Here is a 14,676-nt window from a genome sequence, read left to right as displayed (position 1 = left end):
GCGGCGCGTACGAGGAAACGTGCCTGACTGTCACGCAAAGAAAGACTGGAGACTGGTCATGGGAAAAAGAGACGAGCTGATCGCCAAATACGCCGACGATCTCAAGAACAAATGCAAGATGACGCCGGATATGGACCTTCTCACGAAGGTGACGATCGGCTGCGGGCCGTCGATCTATGACGCCGACGCCGCGACGGTGGCGGCGGGCCAGGCGTCCGAGCTTGAAACCGTCAAGGCGAACTTCCTGATGAAGAAGCTCGGCCTTGCCGACGGGCCGCAGCTGATGGATGCGATCAATGCCGTGATCGAAACCTATGGCCGGTCGGAGCGGAACAAGTACCGCGCCGTCGTCTACTACATGCTCGTCAAGCATTTCGGCAAGGAAGCCGTCTATAAGTGACGGCCCACGATTTCCGTCCGTCCTTCGGGGCGGACGGAAATGACCCGGCGCCACGGCGCACAATTCCATTTTGAACAGAGTTTTAGGCTTAGATTTCTTGCCCGGCTGACGGTGAGGGGCTATGGTCCCAATGTCTGGCCAGGATGGCCGTGACCACTTCGATTTCACGCGTGGTGCAGGGGTGCACCTGGGGTGGCGAAGGGTCCCGGTCGATGGCCGGGGCCCTTTTCTCGTTCAGCCGTGACGCGATTGCCCGGTGGCAAGTCAGGGCTCAACGCCGCCCAGCTCACAGATCACGCGCCACTCGTCCTCGGTCACCGGCTGCACCGACAAACGGCTGTTGTTGACCAGCACCATATCGGCGAGCCGTGGGTCTGCCTTCGCCTCATCCAGCGTCACCGCCCGCCCCATCGGCCTGACCGCCTTGATGTCCACGCATTCCCAGCGCGGATCGTCGGTCGTGCTGTCGGGATGGGCAAGCTTGCAAACCTCGACGATGCCCACGATTTCCCGCCCCTGGTTGGAGTGGTAGAAAAACCCGCGATCGCCCAGTTCCATCGCGCGCATGTTGTTGCGGGCCTGATAGTTGCGCACACCGTTCCATTCCTCGCCCGCCGCACCCTTGGCGACCTGCGCGTCCCAGCCCCAGACATCGGGTTCGGATTTGAAAAGCCAGTAGCGCATCAGCCGATCACCTTCTTCCATTCGATGACCTCGGTCGATTCGAAGAGCCCGGCCGCCTTGTAGGGGTCGCCCTCGGCCCAGGCCTGCGCCGCCGCAAGATCGTCGGCCTCGACAATCACCAGCGACCCGCACATCGCGCCGTCCTGAAGGAATGGCCCGGCCATGCAGACGATCCCGGTCGCCTCGATATAGGCCAGATGGTCGGCGCGCGTGGCCTGACGCACAGGAAGGTGGCCGGGCTTGTCGCGGCAGATGACGGCGTAAAGCATCAGATCTCTCTCCTCAGGGGGCGGTTCAACAGGGTGTCCATGGCCTCGGCCACGCTTTTCCGTCCGGCGACAAGGTCGGCGACGACGCTCGTGACCGGCATCTCGACGCCATGGCGGGCGGCAAGGTCAACTGCGGCGCGGGCCGTCGCGGCACCCTCGACGGTGACGGAGGGATCGAAGCTTTCCTTGCGGCCAAGGGACAGGCCAAAACGGTAATTGCGCGACTGGTCCGAGGTGCAGGTCAGGATCAGGTCGCCAAGACCGGACAGCCCCACCAGCGTTTCGGGGCGCGCGCCACGGGCGGCGGCAAGGCGCTGCATCTCGGCAAAGCCGCGCGTCACAAGGGCGGACCGGGCGCTGTCGCCAAGCCCGGCACCGATCACCGCGCCCGCCGCGATGGCGATGACGTTCTTCAGCGCCCCGCCAAGCTCGGCCCCGGCGATGTCGTCGGTCAGATAAAGCCGCAGCGCAGGGGTTGAGAGCAGGGATTGAAGCGCCTCACCCTTCCCGCTGTCGGCGACGGCAAGGGTCAAAGCCGTCGGCAGGCCGCGCGCGATGTCGGCGGCAAAGCTTGGTCCCGTCAGAAGGGCAGGGGTGGCGTTCGGGCAACCGCGCCGGATGATCCCGACGGCGCCCAGCCCGGTGGAAAGGTCGATCCCCTTGGCACAGCCGACAAGAACACGCCCGTCCAGCAGCCCGTGCCAATCGCCGATCACCTGCGAAAGCCGTTGCATCGGGGTGGCCAGCAGGATCGTATCCGACGCGCCCAGATCGCCCTTTTCGGCGGTAACAGAGACGTTTTCGGGCAGCACAATCCCCGGCAGATAGCGTTCATTCCGCCGCGTTTCCCGCATCACCCCTGCCTGAACGGCATCGCGCGCCCAAAGCGTGACCGCGCGCCCGCCCGAAGCCAGCGCAACGCCAAGGGCCGTCCCGAAGGCGCCCGCGCCGATGATCCCGATCCTCATGCCTTCGCCCCCTTCTTGCCGGACCCGAGCAAGGCCGGTTGCGCCCGGTCCAGCGGCCAGCGCGGTCGCGCCACAAGGTCGGCGGGGTCGACCGCGCCGGCCCGAAGCTTCTCGATCCCGGCCCAGGCGATCATCGCGGCATTGTCGGTGCAAAGCGCCAGCGGTGGCGCGACGAACCGTATCCCGGTATCCGCGCAAAGCCCCTCAAGCCGTGCCCGAAGCGCCGTGTTGGCGGCGACACCTCCGGCGACCGCAAAGGCGGGTTCCTCCGCCCCGGCGCCGCGATACCGGGCCAGCGCGCGGCGGGATTTCTCCGTCAGCACATCGGCCACCGCCGCCTGAAACCCGGCGCAAAGATCGCGCCGGTCCTGCACGGTCAACCCGCCCTTTTCCGCCACAACAGCATCGCGCGCGCGCAGCAGCGCCGTCTTCAGCCCGGAAAAGGACATGTCACACCCTTCCCGGTCCAGAAGCGGACGGGGAAAGGCAAACCGCGCCGGATCGCCCAGCCGCGCCTCACCCTCAACCGCCGGTCCGCCGGGCTGCGGCAGGCCAAGCAGCTTTGCCGTCTTGTCGAACGCTTCCCCCGGCGCATCGTCGATGGTGCCGCCAAGGCGCCGGAACCGATCCGGCCCCTCGACGATCAGGAACTGGCAATGCCCGCCGGAGACGAGGAGCATCAGGTAGGGAAAGCGCAACCCATCCGTCAGGCGCGGCGTCAGGGCATGACCGGCAAGGTGGTTGACCCCGATCACCGGCAGCCCTGCCCCGGCGCCCAGCCCCTTGGCGCACATCACCCCGGACAGGACACCGCCGATCAGGCCGGGGCCAGAGGTCACGGCGATGGCATCCATCGCGCCAAGGCCAAGCCCGGCCTTTGTCAGCGCCTCTTCGACACACAGGTCGATCTTCTCGGCATGGGCGCGCGCCGCAATCTCGGGAACGACACCGCCGAAATCGGCATGAAGCGCGGTCTGCCCGTAGACGACCGACGACAGGATCTCTGCCCCGCCGTCCCCAAGACGGACGATGGCCGCTGCCGTATCGTCGCAGCTGCTCTCAAGGCCGAGGACGATGGTCATGTTCCCCACGCGGTCCGATTGTTGCGTCGCGGTGTTGCGGCAGGTAACACCGGCAGAGCCGTCATACAATCCCGGAGGCCGGATGGCCAAGGCACCGCGCACCCTGCTTCTGACCCGGCCCGAGGACGCTTCGCGCCGGTTCGCGGCCGCGGTCGAAGGCGCGCTGGGCGGCGGTTGGCGTGTTGTGGTCAGCCCGCTGATGGAAACACGCTTCCTCACCGTGCCGGTGCCGGACTGCGACACTTTGGTCTTCACCTCCGAAACCGCCGTCAGGGCGGTGGCGCGCCTTGGGACCGACCGACGCGCCCTGGCTTGGTGCGTCGGCCCGCGCACCGAAGAGGCGGCGCGCGCGGCGGGGTTTTCCACGAAGCGCGGCGGCGGAACGGCGGAGGAGCTTGTCGCCGCGATTCTTGCCCATCGGCCCGCCAGCACCGTCTTCTGCCCCCGCGCGCAGGATCAGGCCGTCGATGTAGCAAAACTGCTGAATTTGGCTGGAATAGAGACGGTTTCGGAAGTGGTCTATGCCCAGATCGCCCACCCACCGACGGTTGAGGCCCGCGATCTGATGGCGGGGGCGGACCCGGTGATGCTGCCGCTTTTTTCCGCCCGATCCGCCCGGCTTGCCCGCGCGGCCTTCCTTGGTCATCGCGCCCCCCTTTGCGTTGCCGCGATCAGCGCACAGGTCGCGCAGGAGGCCGACGGGCTTGACGCGCGGCAGGTCGCGTTGGCCGAAACCCCCGATGCCGCCGGGATGATCGGCGCTCTCGCCAACCTAGCCACAAGATGCGAGTCGGGTTGAGGCCGTGAACCTGCGCGTTTAGACTGATCCGGCGGCTGATGATTGGATGGCCCCGTGAAAGGGCCGGGAAGTGGGAGAGATCCGTGGCACGTTCGCGTAAATCTGGTTCAAGTAAATCGGAATCCCCTGAGCCGGAAGTGACCGAAGAGGTGGCGCAGGCCGCCGCCGAAACGCCGGAGCCTGAGCCCGCGGGTGAAGCGGAACCCGACACCCCCGACGAACCGAGCCCGTCCGAGGTGGAGCTTGCCGAGCCTGATGCGGAACCTGCACCGGAAAGCGAGCCGGACCCCGTCCTGCCGCCCCCACCGGTAACGCAAACCGAAACCGTGCGGGTCGAACGCAAGGGCGGGTTCGTCCCCCTGCTGCTTGGCGGTCTCGTTGCGGGCGGCATCGGGTTCGGGGCCGCGGCCTATGTCATCCCGAACTACCTGCCTTCGCTGATCCCCGCGCCGCAAGACCCCGCGCTGGCCGGTGAGGTGCAAAGCCAGGGCGCAAAGCTGCAAACGCTTGAATCCACGCTGGCGCAGATCCAGTCCACCCCGGCCGAACCGGCGGTCCCGGCGGAGCTGACCCAGCGGATCGACGACCTTTCAGGCAAGCTGGACGCACTGGACCAGTCCGGCGCGGCGCTGACCGACCGCCTCGCCACGCTCGAATCACGGATCAAGACGCTTGAGGTGCGCCCGGTGACCGCCGATCCGAACGCCTCGGCGGCGCTCGACGCGGTCAAACAGGAACTCGACGGGTTCCGCGCCGAGATGGCGGCGCAGGTGCAGGCCGCCGATGCGGCGAAGGCCGACATCGCGTCGGCCGCCGAGGACGCCGCGAAGAAGATCGCGGCGGTTGAGGCCAACGCCCAGCAGATGCGCGCCGAGGCCGATGCCGCAAGCCGCGCCGCCGCGCTGACCGGCAACCTCGCCCGCATCAGGGCCGCGCTGGACAGCGGCGCCGCGTTCGGCGGCGCTGTCACCGACCTCAAGGCGGCCGGCGTCGAGGTTCCCGCCGCGCTCACCGATCAGGCGCAGGGCGTTCCGACGCTGACGGCGCTGCGCGACAGTTTCCCCCCCGCCGCGCGTGAGGCGCTTGCCCTTTCGGTCAAGGAAACCGCCGGCACCGACACATGGGGCCGGGTCAAGGCCTTCTTCCAAAGCCAAAGCGGCGCGCGGTCGCTGACCCCACGGGCGGGCGACGACCCCGACGCGGTCCTGTCGCGCGCCGAGGCGGCGCTGCGCACGGGCGATCTGTCCGCGACGCTGGACGAATTGAAAGCCCTGCCAGAGGCGGGGCAGGCCGTGATGGCCGAATGGGTGGCGAATGCGGAACGGCGTCTGGCTGCGGTCGATGCTGCGAATGCGCTGGAACAGCAGGCGAAGTGAGGGTGCTATGGTTTGGTCATTCATCAAGATAGCGATCTTCATCTCGATTGTCGCACTTCTGGCCCTCGGGGCGGGGTACCTTGCCGATACCGGCTCGGGCGTCAGGATCACGCTGGCGAATATGGAATTTTCTTTCGGCCCGGTGCAGATGGTCATCGGCGCCGCGATCGCGCTTCTGCTTCTGTGGCTCGCGCTCAAGATCCTTGGCCTGATCATCGCGACGATCCGCTTCATCAACGGCGATGAAACCGCGATCAGCCGCTATTTCGACCGCAACCGCGAACGGAAGGGCTATCAGGCGCTGGCCGATGGCATGGTCGCGCTGGCCTCGGGTGAGGCGCGCGCGGCGATGTCGCAGGCCGCCAAGGCCGAGCGCTATCTGCAAAAGCCGGAGCTGACCAACCTGCTGACCGCGCAGGCCGCCGAACTTGGCGGCGACACGAAGCGCGCGACCGAGGTCTACAAGCGCCTTCTGAGCGATGACCGCACCCGCTTTGTCGGCGTGCGCGGGCTGATGAAACAGAAGCTGAGCGAGGGCGACACCGCAACCGCCATGAAGCTGGCCGAAAAGGCCTATGCCATCAAGCCGCGCAATGCCGAGATTCAGGACACGCTGCTAAAGCTTCAGGCCGATCACGGCGACTGGAAGGGCGCGCGCGAGGTGCTGGGCGCGAAGGCGAAACAGGGTCTGTTGCCGCGCGATGTCTATCGTCGCCGCGACGCCGTGCTGGCGCTTCAAGAGGCCAAGGGCATCATCGCCGAAGACGCGACCATCGAGGCGCGCGAGGCCGCAATCGCCGCCAACCGGCAGTCTCCCGACCTGATCCCCGCGGCGGTCCTGGCCGCCCAAAGCTATGTCGACATGGGCAAGCCCGCCTATGCCGCCCGGGTTCTGAAAAAGGCCTGGGGCACGCAGCCCCATCCCGATCTCGCCGCTGCCTTCGCAGCGATCGAGCCGAATGAGACCCCGGCCGAGCGGCAGAAGCGTTTCGCGCCGATCCTGAAATTGCACCCGGAGGCCGAGGAAACCCGCCTTCTGTCGGCCGAACTGAACATCGCTGCCGAGGATTTCCCCGCCGCCCGCCGCGCGCTTGGCAACCTGCCCGAAACCCACCCCACCGCGCGGAGCCTCACCCTCATGGCCGCCATCGCGCGTGGCGAGGGGGAGGATGAGGCGATCGTGCGCGGCTGGCTGACCCGCGCCCTGACCGCCAGCCGGGGGCCGCAATGGATCTGCGACAATTGCCAGCATGTGCAGGGTGAATGGGCGCCCACCTGCGACAGCTGCCACGGCTTCGACACGCTCAGCTGGCGCGAGGCGACCGACGCCCCGGTCAGCCTGCCGCACAGCGCCGAAATGCTCCCCCTTATCGTCGGAAGCCCGGACGAGCCGGAGGTGGAGGCCGCCGACCCCGACGAAGATCCCGATAGCGCCCTCGACGAAAGCGTGATCGTCAGCGAAGAGACCGGCCGCGCGGCGCAAAATTAGGACTACACAGCCCCGAACGATGATGCTATCAGCGCGGCGTCGCGTCGATGGGTGCGGGCCGGAACGGTTTTCCGGCTGTTCCCAAGGGCGGCAGGCCGGGTTCCCGGCCGGAAGAAGTTGGCCGGTGTAGCTCAGCTGGTAGAGCACGTCATTCGTAATGATGGGGTCGGGGGTTCGAGTCCCTTCACCGGCACCACAACCAGCAGAAAAGCCGCGTAACCTCAACGGGTTAGGCGGCTTTTTGATTTTTCAGTCCACCTTTTTGTCCACCTTCGCCAGATCTGGCGGGTACTCCGTGACTTCCCCGAATATATCCTTCAACTTCTCTCGAATTTCGAGCCGATCGTTCTTGGTTAGGACCCGATCAGGGTTCTTAAAGTAGGTGATATGTGCGTGCTGAATACCTTCCTCAGGCGCATGGATGAATCTTGCGCCATGCCCGTGAAGGTTCCGATAGGACAGAATTTGGCTGGCCTTCGCAGACCTGAACCCCGAGTATTTTTTCTTTCCCTCAACCTCGAATGCCAAACCAAGACTATCGACGCACCCACTATCTGGCGCAAAACGCCGCCAAACGAGAGATTCCATCTGATCGTTCCCGGAGGGGAATGCGAAAAGGTTCTCCCATCGGATGTCCGCGTCTAATGCTGAAACTCCCATGAAGGGCGAGTAGACGTGCCGCGAAAACTTGGCGTCGTTATCTATCGACAGACGGCCTTTTAGCCGGAGCAGCGTCTTTCCCCAAATCCGGAAGAAGCCAATGGTGGCCCGCTCAGCCCTTGGGAAGTATCTTAAGAACCTCACCGGGAATATCTCCGTCCGCGAAATTGAGGCTGTCTATATGCATGGAGTCCGGCGTCCCGGGGTCTAATATTGCATGCAGGACCTGGCCTTCAACCGTAACAAAAACTTTACGGGGCGAGTCCCAAGCAAGGACAATGTCGCCTTCTCCATCAATTGTGAGTTTGGGCGCACGTACCGAACTAGGCAAACGCTCCATGAACCGAGCAGCCGCGATCCGAGACGCGTCTCGTAGGTTGAGTGCTTCTATTCCGGCTTCTTCAAATTTCCCGGAGTCAAGCAGTTCCAAAACCCGCGCCCTGCGGTCCACATCGCTACGCAAATTCGAGCGAACTGGATTGTTCGCCGCTAGACTGACCGCAATTGGGCCTTCGGCGGACCGTCTCTGAGAACCTATGAACGCTAGGGTCTGATCAGCAAAGATGGTCCAAGTAGAGTCGCGGCTCTTCCCACCGTCAAAGGACCGAACCTCTCGATCTGTCAAAAGCGCGGCGCCATCCATTACCTTCTCCTCCAAACGGACGACTGAAAGTCTAAGTCGGTCATATCTGCGAAGCCTTTAACTATATGGTAGTGCGCAAGGTCAAACCAAGCATCTAAGCCTTTCTGGTCATTGCTTGCAGGTTGGCCCTGTGCTGACAGCTCAAGCCTGATGAGCTTCTCGTTCGCACCAGTTGTCCTTACTGCGGATGCTGCGCGGACGGTTAGTTGTCCCGCAGTGCCAGGGAGGGGGTAGATAGATACCCAATTGAACTCAGATGGTTCCGGCAGGAACCTTTTTCCACCCACCCGGCGATGGTCAATCATGACGTCTGTTGCGCTGCCGAAGTGTCCATTTAGGAGTTCGACCGAAATCAGGTTTACATACGTAAGTTCACAACCGATTGGCTCAACACCGCCAATATTCTCGCGTTTGACAAAGTCGTGCAGTGATCCGAGGTGGCGCACGAACTCGGGATAAATGGTATGATACTCTGGGTAGTCGCCCGCATCGTCTCCCTCAACTCGCCTCCAATTGAAGAAAAATGAGTCTCGTTGGAGTTGAACTAACCTTCGATTGTCCTCTGAAAGAAACCAGCACCGAACCGGCATATCCAGCGGGCCATACGATTCATCCGGCCTAAGGTTTGGCGTGGCGGTCTGAGTGCGTGAGAAATCGGAGGGAAGCATTTCCCAGAATCGGCCGAAGTGCGGAATCTCGAAGCCAGAAAGCCGACGAAAGGTGACTCCGGCGACAACCTCAACGATTGGCGGCACTTCGAAATCAACTTCCTTTTGCATTTCACCCCTAGAACCAAGAGAATATCTGGCTGTTGCAAACGTGTCGGAAGTGAATCAGAAAAACCTATTCGATTCAACGGTATAATGTGATTCAAGAACAACCCCTTAGGTCCTACCGACGTGTACAGCTACGGCGCCACGGCGAATCATCCCTACTTTCCACCGGCTCGACGGATGCGGACGGATCTTTTACCGGGCGGCGCAGTCTTACGTTTTGACTTTACCAAGATGCGAATGCACAAGTGACGACGACAGGGACATGGTCAACCTCTCGGCTGGACAGTGAGGCTCGCGTCAGCGAGCGACCGTTGCAGCAACTTCGCCTCGTCCCACGGCGCGGCCAGCCACGTCTCCCACTCGTCTCGCTCGATCAGAATGACGGGCATCGCCTTGGGGTGTATCGGGGCAACCACGGCGTTTGGCTCGGTCGTCAGGAAGCCGTAGAGGTCGTCTGTGGTCTCACCATCCTTCACCTTCCGAACCGAGGTCCAGCCGGGGACGTAGAGGCCCGCGAAGAATGCGGGGCGGACATCAGTCAACTTGAACCATGCGTTGCCGCCGCCCTGCTTCGGTTCGGCGAAGGCATCGAACGGCACAAGGCAGCGATGCTCTGGCCCGAGCCAGCGCCGCCAGTGCGGTGACTTGGCGTTGCGCACATTCGTCACGCCTCGGTCAGTCTTCTTTCCGGCCAGATATTGCGGCGGGGTGGGCAGACCCCATCGAGCCATGACCAGCTCGCGCCCCTCAGATCCTTCCCGCACCACCGGCGCCAGGTAGTCGGGGTATATCTGCGCCTGCGGCTGGAGGTTGCCGGTCTTGTCGATCACCGGGAGGGGATCAAACAGGCGGCGCATGGCCTCCTGCGCCGTTGTCTGGTTGTAGAGATTGCACACCGGATCAAGCTCCCTGCGACCGAAGGGGATATACGGGGAACTGTAGGTCAGGCTCATCGTCCCGTCAGCCAAAACCAGTTCGGGATGGGCGGCGGCGAACGCATTGGCGCTTTCTGTGCAGCGGAAAAGGAAGGCGACGGTGTCGCCAAGCGAATTGCTGCTGGGGACATGGGCGTACTCGCTCCGGCCGATATGGGTTTCCAGCCAAGCATAGACCCGGTCGAGGACCGGCCCAAACCCCGTCTCGGGGACCAGGACATGAACCTGCACCGGGAACGCGGCGCGGTCGGTCTTCTGTTGAGGGGTACTGCGGCGACTCATGGATGAGAACATTAGCGGAACATTTGCCCCGCTTGAAGCATCATCAAAGAGCATCGGTCGTGGTGCGCGCGGACGCGCACCACCCAAGTGCCGACTGTCCGTTCCTGGGATTACGGATTGTTGAAGTTCTTGCGCTCGACTTCTTTTTTCTTCTTGGGTTCCTCTTTCGGAGGAGCCTTCTTGAACACTATGCCGCAGTTCTTGCGGATGCTCGCTTGTTCAAGGGCCTCCATTTCTCCTTTGAGGCGAGAAACTTCAGCGCTTGTCTCGGAATCTCCCTTGATGAAGAACAATGCGGGCCAGAAAAGCACCATCCCAACGGCAGTTGCAGTCGCATCATTGCTCGCCTTCTTGTCCTGGGCGCCCATCACTTGCGAAGCACGCGACGAAACCCGGTTTGCCTCCTCGGAAATCTGACGGCAAGAAAGGTTCTGATACATCATCGGCGAAACGTAGGCAGCCGAGATATTGCTGCTTTTCTCTGCGCACGCAGAAAGTGCGACAGTGGCGGACAGCACTATCGCCGTCATTCCGTTCTTCATGGGCTTCCCTTCTCTCAATACACAGTTAGGCCCGCGCACAATCATTTGCTGAGCCATCTCCAAGGGCTACTCGCTGGACGTGAACGGAGCAAGCGAAAGGAAATGCTTCCGTTAAATTGACTCAGGCATTGCGCATTTCAGAGAGTAAGCACATGAAAACAAGAGACAGTTTCTATCTCGGTTGGGGATTGTACATCGAACCGTCCCGCCTACCGCCGCCGCCAGTCCCAAGGCATCATGAACTCGCTCGCCCAGATGCCGCGCTGGGACTTCCGTGCTGCGTTCTCCTGCCGAATGTAGTCACGCCCATAGCGGCGATAGGCAACTGCCCAGCCGCTCGCCACCAGCCAGGCGTTCAGATCCTCTCCATCCTTCCGACAGACGGCGACCAGACGTCCGTAGCGATCCACGTCGCGCACAGAGCAGGAAACCGGCGCGCGCCCGATTTTGTTGGCCAGTGCAAAGGCGGCATCGCGCCCGCAATTCCACGCCTTGCCGCTCGGCAGAAAGCACCGCTGGCGGCTTTCGATGGCGTCGATTGCGTGAAGCCTGATGCGGATGCCGTGAATGTCGATGGTGTCGCCGTCGATCACAGAGGCAGTGCCGGTGATGGTTTTGGCCTGCCCAGCGCTGGGCGGCACGGTGAGGGCAGTCGCGACACAAAGCACGACCGCCCAGGCTTTCAAACCGAACATTCCCGACTGCCCTAGTGGCAGTGGTACGGCTTGGAGCCAGCATGGCAGCATTTGCCCTGCGGCGAGTCCTTCCGGCAACCGCCGCTATGGCTGACCGTATCGCCTCGATGGATCGAAAGTTCACCCCCGGCAAAAGCGGGTGCAGCCGCCATGCTCAGAACAAAAGGCAAAATCAAAATGGCTTTACGCATAGTCTTCCCCTTCTGAAATACGACCTTCCACCACGAAGGCCGACCCGGCGAGTTTGGACCGGCTGGAAGGAGGATTAAAGCCAGAAAGCACAACTATCGCGATAGCCGTTGAATTGTGGCCGAGGCAGCGACGATCAATGGCGGCTCGCTCGGAAAAGACCGAATGTCGAACCACTTGAACCATGTGCCGTCCGGGTTGGCCTTGTCGCCGGAACGGATCGGCCAGCCGTTTGCGGCCTGCCGGATCAGCCCAGCGCGGAAGGCGCGCAGGTCGATCAGCCACCACAGGTCAAACCCCGTCTCAGCGGCGTTGGCGTGGCCGTAGAACAGCCAATCGCCCTCTCCGTTGACTATCTTCGCCAACTCGGTTGTCGCGCCCGAGCCGACCCGTGAGCGGATGGTGAAGTCGTAAGGATAGCGGCCCGCATAGCCATGGCGGCGGACGCGGGCGGCAATGCGCAGGTCGCGGCCAAGGAAGGACATCAGGTCGGTGGCGTGGTGAAAGTCCAGCGGTTCGGGCGCGACTTCAAGCAGGTGCGCGCCGACGATCCGGCAGATTTCGGGAATGAAGCGATCCGACCAATGCCGGTTGATGGAATAGGGAAAATTCATGGGTGCTGACAATCGTTGAGGGGAGGCCCTGAAAGCTGGACCTCCCCGACAAGGGGCGCGCTAACTCACCTCCTCCGGCCCCTTTGTTTCGCCCGAGTTCTTTTCGGCAAGCGCCTCGACGGTGCCGATGCGCTCGGCCAGTTCGTCGGCGATGTCCCACATCACAACAAACAGCGATTCCAGCGCATTCATCGGGTCCCTGACGGCGACAGTGGAATCCGCCGCCATCATGCCGACCTTGGCCAGATTGGAGAGGTGGGCGGCTTTGCTCCAGAGGTCGGAGGCGTTGGTGCCGTTCTCGAAGATGACGCCCGGATCCTTCCTCGCGCCGCCTTTCAGCACCGCGCGGACCATTTCCATGGGATTGTCGTGTGCGGTCATTGGCCTGCCCTCCGCGTCGCGGTGTCGATCTTGTCCAGATCGGCGGCCAGTTGACTTGCCATCCGAAGGGCGACGGTGGTCGCTGCGATGCGGGCGTTATCGAAGGCCGCGCCCTCGTTGCCCATCAGGTCGATGCCCTCGATCAGCGCTGCCAGCGTCACCGCGTCAGTCTGGCAGGCGGAAAGGGTTCTGTTGGTCATGCTTTGCCCTCCATGGCTCTGTGTTCAGCGATGCCCGCCTTGATGCGCTCCAAGGCCTTGTCGAAAGTGATTTCGCCCTGACGCTCCATCCGCAGCGCTTCGTGGATGATCAGAAGTTCCTCCCCGTCGAGCCGCGACAGAGCATCCGCGAAACGGGCCTGCGTTTCGGTGGCCAAAGACTGCTCGCCGCCTTGGATGGCGCGATGGGTGATCTGGAGCGCGAGCCGCTGGTGAATCACGCAATTGGTGAGGAACGCCCTGTCGAAGTACTCGGGCCGGTCGCCCAGCGCGTCGAGGGCGAGCGTCAGATAGTCGTGGAGTTCGTTCCATGCCTTCGGCGGCAGGGTGCCATTACCGGCGGCGCTGGCGAGTTCGTTGGTTTGCATCTTCGTCTCCCGTGATCTGCCGTTCAGGCGTGGAACTGGTGGGTGGTGCCGTTCACCGCGATGCGGCTGACGGTGGCGAGGTTGATCGAGCGGGGGGCCTGCTTCTCGGCATCCCAGACCGGCATCAGATGCGGATGGCGCTCGGCGCGGGTAGCAACGGCCTTGCGGGCAGCCTCGGAAGCGGCTTCGCCCTTCACATGGAATTTCAGGGTGGCGGGCTGGACCCGCATCACGCGCTCGCTGCCATCGGCCTTCGTGAAGGTGACGGTGCAGAACCGGCCCGCCGCAGAGGCGATGAGGGTGCGCTTGACGTCCTGTTCCCGAGCCGCCGCGCGGGCCTCGGCATCGCGGATGGCGATGCGGAGTTCGGACATGCGGGACAAGCCCTCGTGGCCAAGGTAATCGCGGTTTTCCAGGTCTTCGATTTCGGAGCGAAGACTATCGACCGAACGAGCCATCATCGCGGCGGTGCGCTTCGCTTTGATCCATGCGTTGCACAGGCACGACCGGAACACGTCACGAAGCTGGCGGGGCGCGTAGTTCAGCCGGACCATCAGGTCGCGGGTGGCGGTCCAGGCTTCCGTCATGATGCTTTTGCGGTCGTAGGTCATTGCGATGTCTCCCTTACTGATAACTATATATCACTAGACTTGACTGATAACAAGTGTATCAGTGAGAAAAAGTTATCTGTGGGGATTGCTCATGAAGTCGCAGATCAAGGCGGCGCGCGATTTGCTGGGAATGACGCAGGCAGAGCTATGCGAGGACGCTGGAATCCCTTTGATCACGCTACGGCGGATCGAGGGAAAGCCGGATCATACTGGTCTGGTATCTGAGGAAACCGTGGTAAGGATAAGGAAGGCACTTGAAGCGCACGGCATTCAGTTTCTAGAGACCGGCGAGGTAGCGGCTGGACGCGGGGTTGCAATAAGGGAGTAGAGGGATGCCTGACTTGGATTTTGATGACGATCCGATGGGTTACAACCAGCAAATCAAAGCCCTCGAACGACAGCGCGCATCCACAGCAGCGGCCATATTTGGCGGACTGTTCGTCATCTGGCTTTTGAAGGGATCTGAGATTCCCGCCAATGTTCAGCTTATCACCATGGCCGTCGCGCTAGGCTTTTCCGTTCTGCTTTCGAAGCTTCACACAGAGCGGCTAAGGCGGCTGATTGATAAGGCCAAGCAGGACGGCGTGAAACTGAGGCGGTGAGCGCCGCTTTCTACCGGGCAATAGCGGTTTTGGCGGTCCCATCACGCGCACGTGCGCGCGTATCTCTCCGCAAAGCGAGTGCCACGGCATACA

The 14,676-nt window shown here is 62.8% G+C and carries 21 protein-coding genes and 1 tRNA gene; 7 read left to right on the top strand and 15 right to left on the bottom strand.

Annotated features, from left to right (window positions below; translation table 11 throughout):
• Window positions 1-58: 58 nt before the first annotated feature.
• Window positions 59-400 carry a DUF2853 family protein gene (locus tag LX70_RS10795; RefSeq protein WP_105514779.1) on the top strand — a complete coding sequence of 114 codons (342 nt, stop codon included), beginning with the start codon at window positions 59-61 and terminating at the stop codon, window positions 398-400.
• A 264-nt stretch (window positions 401-664) separates the two neighbouring features.
• Here the strand turns inward: LX70_RS10795 and LX70_RS10790 are convergent, their stop codons facing one another.
• From LX70_RS10790 to tsaD, 4 genes are read right to left on the bottom strand one after another with little or no spacing between them, the layout of a single operon-like run.
• A complete protein-coding gene (locus LX70_RS10790) occupies window positions 665-1,084 on the bottom strand; it encodes an EVE domain-containing protein (RefSeq protein ID WP_105514778.1) in 420 nt (139 codons plus the stop codon).
• Window positions 1,084-1,353, bottom strand: a complete 270-nt coding sequence (locus tag LX70_RS10785) for a YciI family protein (RefSeq protein ID WP_105514777.1) — start codon at window positions 1,351-1,353, stop codon at window positions 1,084-1,086. The genes LX70_RS10790 and LX70_RS10785 overlap by 1 nt, the downstream gene beginning before the upstream one ends.
• Window positions 1,353-2,321: an NAD(P)H-dependent glycerol-3-phosphate dehydrogenase gene (locus tag LX70_RS10780; protein ID WP_105514776.1), complete on the bottom strand. Its 969-nt coding sequence runs from the start codon at window positions 2,319-2,321 to the stop codon at window positions 1,353-1,355. The genes LX70_RS10785 and LX70_RS10780 overlap by 1 nt, the downstream gene beginning before the upstream one ends.
• Window positions 2,318-3,403, bottom strand: a complete 1,086-nt coding sequence (gene tsaD / locus LX70_RS10775) for a tRNA (adenosine(37)-N6)-threonylcarbamoyltransferase complex transferase subunit TsaD (RefSeq protein WP_105514775.1) — start codon at window positions 3,401-3,403, stop codon at window positions 2,318-2,320. Before tsaD ends, LX70_RS10780 begins: the two co-directional genes overlap by 4 nt.
• Before the next feature lie 82 nt (window positions 3,404-3,485).
• On the opposite strand from tsaD, the gene LX70_RS10770 reads away from it, so the two are divergent.
• The 4 genes from LX70_RS10770 (at window position 3,486) to LX70_RS10755 (ending at window position 7,263) form a co-directional block, all read left to right on the top strand.
• A complete protein-coding gene (locus LX70_RS10770; protein ID WP_170076176.1) occupies window positions 3,486-4,202 on the top strand; it encodes a uroporphyrinogen-III synthase in 717 nt (238 codons plus the stop codon).
• A 137-nt stretch (window positions 4,203-4,339) separates the two neighbouring features.
• Window positions 4,340-5,578 carry a COG4223 family protein gene (locus LX70_RS10765; RefSeq protein ID WP_105514773.1) on the top strand — a complete coding sequence of 413 codons (1,239 nt, stop codon included), beginning with the start codon at window positions 4,340-4,342 and terminating at the stop codon, window positions 5,576-5,578.
• A 7-nt stretch (window positions 5,579-5,585) separates the two neighbouring features.
• Entirely contained in the window at window positions 5,586-7,067 is a 1,482-nt protein-coding gene (locus LX70_RS10760; protein WP_105514772.1) for a heme biosynthesis protein HemY, read from the top strand.
• Between the two features lie 120 nt (window positions 7,068-7,187).
• Window positions 7,188-7,263 (top strand) — tRNA-Thr (locus tag LX70_RS10755).
• Between the two features lie 53 nt (window positions 7,264-7,316).
• On the opposite strand, the gene LX70_RS20450 is transcribed toward LX70_RS10755, so the two are convergent.
• The 11 genes from LX70_RS20450 to LX70_RS10705 form a co-directional block, all read right to left on the bottom strand.
• Complete coding sequence (locus tag LX70_RS20450) at window positions 7,317-7,655, bottom strand: hypothetical protein (protein ID WP_146111587.1); 339 nt, start codon at window positions 7,653-7,655, stop codon at window positions 7,317-7,319.
• Between the two features lie 184 nt (window positions 7,656-7,839).
• Entirely contained in the window at window positions 7,840-8,157 is a 318-nt protein-coding gene (locus LX70_RS20445; protein ID WP_146111586.1) for a hypothetical protein, read from the bottom strand.
• 212 nt (window positions 8,158-8,369) lie between these two features.
• Entirely contained in the window at window positions 8,370-9,149 is a 780-nt protein-coding gene (locus LX70_RS10745) for a TIGR04255 family protein (protein ID WP_105514770.1), read from the bottom strand.
• Between the two features lie 263 nt (window positions 9,150-9,412).
• Window positions 9,413-10,363 (bottom strand): SOS response-associated peptidase, encoded by a 951-nt coding sequence (locus tag LX70_RS10740; RefSeq protein ID WP_245885039.1) that lies wholly within the window; start codon window positions 10,361-10,363, stop codon window positions 9,413-9,415.
• A 110-nt stretch (window positions 10,364-10,473) separates the two neighbouring features.
• The gene (locus tag LX70_RS10735) at window positions 10,474-10,905 is read right to left on the bottom strand and encodes a hypothetical protein (RefSeq protein WP_211301698.1); all 432 of its coding nucleotides are present in this window, start codon (window positions 10,903-10,905) and stop codon (window positions 10,474-10,476) included.
• Between the two features lie 209 nt (window positions 10,906-11,114).
• Window positions 11,115-11,600, bottom strand: coding sequence for a thermonuclease family protein (locus LX70_RS10730; RefSeq protein ID WP_105514769.1), 486 nt, complete (start codon window positions 11,598-11,600; stop codon window positions 11,115-11,117).
• Between the two features lie 284 nt (window positions 11,601-11,884).
• Window positions 11,885-12,403, bottom strand: a complete 519-nt coding sequence (locus tag LX70_RS10725; protein WP_105514768.1) for a hypothetical protein — start codon at window positions 12,401-12,403, stop codon at window positions 11,885-11,887.
• 60 nt (window positions 12,404-12,463) lie between these two features.
• Window positions 12,464-12,784 carry a hypothetical protein gene (locus LX70_RS10720; protein ID WP_146111585.1) on the bottom strand — a complete coding sequence of 107 codons (321 nt, stop codon included), beginning with the start codon at window positions 12,782-12,784 and terminating at the stop codon, window positions 12,464-12,466.
• Window positions 12,781-12,984, bottom strand: coding sequence for a hypothetical protein (locus LX70_RS10715; protein ID WP_105514766.1), 204 nt, complete (start codon window positions 12,982-12,984; stop codon window positions 12,781-12,783). The genes LX70_RS10720 and LX70_RS10715 overlap by 4 nt, the downstream gene beginning before the upstream one ends.
• Window positions 12,981-13,370 (bottom strand): hypothetical protein, encoded by a 390-nt coding sequence (locus LX70_RS10710; protein ID WP_105514765.1) that lies wholly within the window; start codon window positions 13,368-13,370, stop codon window positions 12,981-12,983. The genes LX70_RS10715 and LX70_RS10710 overlap by 4 nt, the downstream gene beginning before the upstream one ends.
• 23 nt (window positions 13,371-13,393) lie before the next feature.
• A complete protein-coding gene (locus LX70_RS10705; protein WP_105514764.1) occupies window positions 13,394-13,981 on the bottom strand; it encodes a hypothetical protein in 588 nt (195 codons plus the stop codon).
• Between the two features lie 91 nt (window positions 13,982-14,072).
• On the opposite strand from LX70_RS10705, the gene LX70_RS10700 reads away from it, so the two are divergent.
• On the top strand, window positions 14,073-14,309 hold the full coding sequence (locus LX70_RS10700) for a helix-turn-helix domain-containing protein (RefSeq protein WP_105514763.1): 237 nt from the start codon (window positions 14,073-14,075) through the stop codon (window positions 14,307-14,309).
• A gap of 4 nt (window positions 14,310-14,313) precedes the next feature.
• Window positions 14,314-14,583, top strand: a complete 270-nt coding sequence (locus tag LX70_RS10695; protein ID WP_105514762.1) for a hypothetical protein — start codon at window positions 14,314-14,316, stop codon at window positions 14,581-14,583.
• The last annotated feature ends 93 nt before the right edge of the window (window positions 14,584-14,676 follow it).

Origin of the sequence: Albidovulum denitrificans (genome assembly GCF_002973535.1) — a bacterium.
Lineage (GTDB): Bacteria > Pseudomonadota > Alphaproteobacteria > Rhodobacterales > Rhodobacteraceae > Albidovulum > Albidovulum denitrificans.
This window is presented reverse-complemented; position numbering and strand designations above follow the sequence as displayed.